This is a genomic window from Streptomyces sp. YS-3 (genome assembly GCF_045257485.1).
Taxonomy (GTDB): Bacteria; Actinomycetota; Actinomycetes; order Streptomycetales; family Streptomycetaceae; genus Streptomyces.
In genome coordinates this window covers 1-4,088 of the sequence record NZ_JBJHPC010000610.1, presented here as the reverse complement: position 1 = coordinate 4,088, position 4,088 = coordinate 1, and the positions used below count along the sequence as shown (strand labels likewise).

Sequence of the window (4,088 nt, the reverse complement as noted above, 5' to 3'; positions counted from 1 at the left end):
CCTTCCGCCCCCTCCGCGCGCCTCGTCGTGCTGGTCTCCGGATCCGGTACGAACCTCCAAGCGCTGCTCGACGCCATCGCCGCCGACCCCGACGGGTACGGGGCGCGGATCGTGGCCGTCGGGGCCGACCGGGAAGGCATCGTCGGGCTGGAGCGGGCCGAGAAGGCCGGTCTGCCCACATTTGTCTGCCGGGTGAAGGACTATCCGAGCCGGGATGCCTGGGACCTCGCGCTCGCCGGGGCCATCGCGGCGTACGAGCCGGACCTCGTCGTGTCCGCGGGGTTCATGAAGATCGTGGGGAAGCACTTCCTCGCCCGGTTCGGCGGGCGGACCGTCAATACGCACCCCGCCCTGCTGCCCAGTTTTCCCGGCGCCCACGGCGTCCGTGACGCCCTCGCGTACGGCGCCAAGGTCACCGGATGCACCGTCCACTTCGTCGACGACGGCGTCGACACCGGCCCGATCATCGCCCAGGGCGTGGTCGAGGTCCGCACGGACGACACGGAGGACGCGCTCCACGAGCGCATCAAGGAAGTCGAGCGAAGGCTGCTCGTCGACGTCGTGGGGCGGCTGGCCCGCGACGGCTATCGCATTGAGGGACGAAAGGTTCTGTTGCCGTGAGTAGCAAGCGGGAGATCCGTCGCGCGCTGGTCAGCGTCTATGACAAGACTGGTTTGGAGGAGCTGGCGCGTGGGCTGCACGCGGCCGGGGTCGAGCTCGTCTCCACCGGCTCCACGGCCGGGCGCATCGCGAGCGCCGGCGTGCCGGTCACCAAGGTGGAGGAGCTGACCGGCTTCCCCGAGTGCCTGGACGGCCGGGTCAAGACGCTGCACCCGCGCGTCCACGCCGGCATCCTGGCCGATCTGCGGCTGGACTCGCACCGCGAGCAGCTGGCGGAGCTCGGCGTCGAGCCGTTCCAGCTCGTCGTGGTCAACCTGTATCCGTTCAAGGAGACCGTCGCCTCGGGCGCCTCCGCCGACGAGTGCGTCGAGCAGATCGACATCGGCGGGCCCTCGATGGTCCGGGCCGCCGCCAAGAACCACCCGTCGGTGGCCGTCGTCACCAGCCCCGAGCGGTACGCGGACGTGCTGGCGGCCGTCGAGAGCGGCGGCTTCGATCTGGAAGCCCGTAAGCACCTGGCTGCCGAAGCGTTTCAGCACACCGCCGCGTACGACGTGGCCGTGGCCTCCTGGATGACGAACGTGTACGCGCCGGAGGACGGCGCGGCGCTGCCCGGCTTCCTCGGCGGCACCTGGGAGCGCAAGTCCACGCTGCGCTACGGCGAGAACCCGCACCAGGCCGCCGCGCTCTACACGGACGGCCGGCCGGGCGGCATCGCCAACGCCGAGCAGCTGCACGGCAAGGAGATGTCCTTCAACAACTACGTGGACACCGAGGCGGCCCGCCGTGCCGCCTACGACCACGACGAGCCCTGCGTCGCGATCATCAAGCACGCCAACCCGTGCGGCATCGCGGTCGACGCCGACCTCGCCAACGCCCACCGCAAGGCCCACGAGTGCGACCCGCTGTCCGCCTTCGGCGGTGTCATCGCGGTCAACCGCCCGGTGACGGTCGCCATGGCCGAGCAGGTCGCGGAGATCTTCACCGAGGTCATCGCGGCACCGGGGTACGAGGACGGGGCGCTGGAGGTCCTGGCGCGCAAGAAGAACATCCGCGTCCTCAAGGTCGACGGCACCCCGCACCAGCCCGGCGACCTCAAGCCGGTCTCGGGCGGCGCCGTGCTCCAGCAGACCGATGTGTTCCAGGCCGAGGGCGACGACCCGGCGAACTGGACGCTGGCCACCGGCGAGGCGCTCTCCGCGGACGAGCTCAAGGAGCTCGCGTTCGCCTGGAAGGCGTGCCGGGCCGTCAAGTCCAACGCGATCCTGCTCGCGAAGGGCGGGGCCTCGGTGGGTGTCGGGATGGGGCAGGTCAACCGGGTCGACTCCGCCAAGCTCGCGGTGGAGCGGGCGGGCCAGGAGCGGGCGCGGGGCTCCTACGCCGCCTCCGACGCGTTCTTCCCGTTCCCGGACGGGTTGGAGATCCTCACCGCCGCGGGTGTGAAGGCGGTCGTGCAGCCGGGCGGTTCGGTCCGGGACGAGCTCGTCGTGGAGGCCGCGAAGAAGGCGGGCGTCACGATGTACTTCACCGGGACGCGGCACTTCTTCCACTGAGTGGCCCCAGGGCGCATTGGAGTGGCTGAGGGCGCACATGCCGAGGGCCGCACCCCGTTTGCGGAGTGCGGCCCTCGGTGCGGTGGGTCAGTAACGCGGGCGGTTGAACCACGCCGCGCCGTCGCGGGTCATCATGGCCGCCGCCATGATGCCGCCGAAGGCCATCCACAGGACGGCCCAGATCAGGCCGCCGGAGGAGTTGCTGTCGGCGGAGCCGGCCAGCGCCAGCACGCCGACCACGGCGCCCAGGATGCCGTAGACCATCGTCGTGATGCGGACGCCCTGGCGGCCCTTGGACAGCCGTACGCCGAGCGTGATCGACAGCGCGGTGAGGCCGAAGAAGACCAACGCGAAGACGACCATGATGCCGGCGGCGGCGTGGCCGATGTCACCGAACGGCGTGTCGCCGAAGGTGTCGTCCGACTTGTTGGAGACGTCGTTGGCCGCGGCCCCGATGAACAGGAAGACGAAGCCGATGATGACCTGGACGGCCGCCACGATGAACAGGAACACCCGGGCGGTCTGCATGAGGCCCGGCATCTGCGGGGGCATCACCATGCCGCCGGGGTAACCCGGGTACGCGGGCTGCTGCGGGTAGCCGTACGGCTGCTGCGGCGGCCCCTGGGGTGCGGCCGGGTAGCCGTAGCCCGGCGGGTTCTGCGGCGGGGGCGGGGGTGCCTGGCCGTAAGGGTTGTTCGGGTCGCCGAAGCTCATGGCGGGGTTCCTCCGTTGTTCCGTGCGGGGACGACGCGGCCCGAGCGGAGGAAAGATGATGTGTGAGCGGTTCGCCCCCCGGCACTGCCCGCGGTACTGCGCAGATCATCGTTCTAAACGAGACATAAGTTTGTCCAGCCGGACGCTGGATGTGTTGTGCAAGTGCAACTTGGGCGATCATCGGTCGCCCTGGAAGAATGGGAAACATGACCGCCCAGATTCTCGATGGCAAGGCCACCGCCGCAGCGATCAAGTCCGACCTGGCCGTCCGCGTGGCGGCCCTGAAGGAGAAGGGGATCCACCCCGGTCTCGGCACCGTCCTGGTCGGCGAGGACCCCGCCAGCCAGAAGTACGTGGCGGGCAAGCACCGCGACTGCGCCCAGGTGGGCATCGCCTCCATCCAGCGCGAACTGCCCGCCACCGCCACGCAGGAGGAGATCGAGGCGGTCGTCCGTGAGCTGAACGAGGACCCGGAGTGCACCGGCTACATCGTCCAACTCCCGCTGCCCAAGGGCATCGACGAGAACCGCATCCTGACGCTGATGGACCCGGCCAAGGACGCGGACGGACTGCACCCGACCAACCTCGGCCGGCTGGTGCTCAACGAGCCCGGTCCGCTGCCCTGCACGCCGTACGGGATCATCCAGCTGCTGCGCGAGCACGGTGTGGAGATCAACGGCGCCGAGGTCGTGGTGGTCGGCCGCGGGGTGACCATCGGGCGCCCGATGCCGCTGCTGCTGACCCGCCGCTCGGAGAACGCGACCGTGACGCAGTGCCACACCGGCACCCGTGACCTCGCGTCCCATCTGCGCCGGGCCGACATCATCGTCGCCGCCGCCGGGGTGCCGCACCTGGTCAAGCCCGAGGACGTCAAGCCGGGCGCGGCCGTGCTCGACGTCGGCGTCAGCCGCGACGAGAACGGCAGGATTCTCGGCGACGTGCACCCCGGGGTCACCGAGGTGGCGGGCTGGGTCTCGCCCAACCCGGGCGGCGTCGGCCCGATGACCCGCGCCCAGCTGCTGGTCAACGTCGTCGAGGCGGCGGAGCGCGGCGCGTCCGCGAGCTGACCGGAAAGGGACCGTGGCATGGACGCCGACACGAGTACGGGCGACGGCGGCGCCGGGGGCAGCGAGCCCGCCGAGCCGGCGGTGAGCGGCGCCCAGGCGTCCCCGGAAGCGGCCGTGGCCGCCGCCCCCGCCC

At 71.0% G+C, this 4,088-nt stretch carries 4 protein-coding genes; 3 read left to right on the top strand and 1 reads right to left on the bottom strand.

Annotated features, from left to right (window positions below; genetic code table 11):
- The first annotated feature begins 27 nt into the window (after positions 1–27).
- Together purN and purH are read left to right on the top strand one after the other, a co-directional pair.
- Positions 28–621, top strand: a complete 594-nt coding sequence (purN, locus tag ACJA3G_RS31775; protein ID WP_406556504.1) for a phosphoribosylglycinamide formyltransferase — start codon at positions 28–30, stop codon at positions 619–621.
- Positions 618–2,174 (top strand): bifunctional phosphoribosylaminoimidazolecarboxamide formyltransferase/IMP cyclohydrolase, encoded by a 1,557-nt coding sequence (purH, locus tag ACJA3G_RS31770; protein WP_406556503.1) that lies wholly within the window; start codon positions 618–620, stop codon positions 2,172–2,174. The genes purN and purH overlap by 4 nt, the downstream gene beginning before the upstream one ends.
- Positions 2,175–2,261: 87 nt before the next feature.
- Here the strand turns inward: purH and ACJA3G_RS31765 are convergent, their stop codons facing one another.
- Positions 2,262–2,888 (bottom strand): hypothetical protein, encoded by a 627-nt coding sequence (locus tag ACJA3G_RS31765; RefSeq protein ID WP_406556502.1) that lies wholly within the window; start codon positions 2,886–2,888, stop codon positions 2,262–2,264.
- 206 nt (positions 2,889–3,094) lie between these two features.
- Between ACJA3G_RS31765 and ACJA3G_RS31760 the strand changes: the two genes are divergently transcribed.
- Positions 3,095–3,955, top strand: coding sequence for a bifunctional methylenetetrahydrofolate dehydrogenase/methenyltetrahydrofolate cyclohydrolase (locus tag ACJA3G_RS31760; RefSeq protein ID WP_406556501.1), 861 nt, complete (start codon positions 3,095–3,097; stop codon positions 3,953–3,955).
- Positions 3,956–4,088 lie beyond the last annotated feature (133 nt).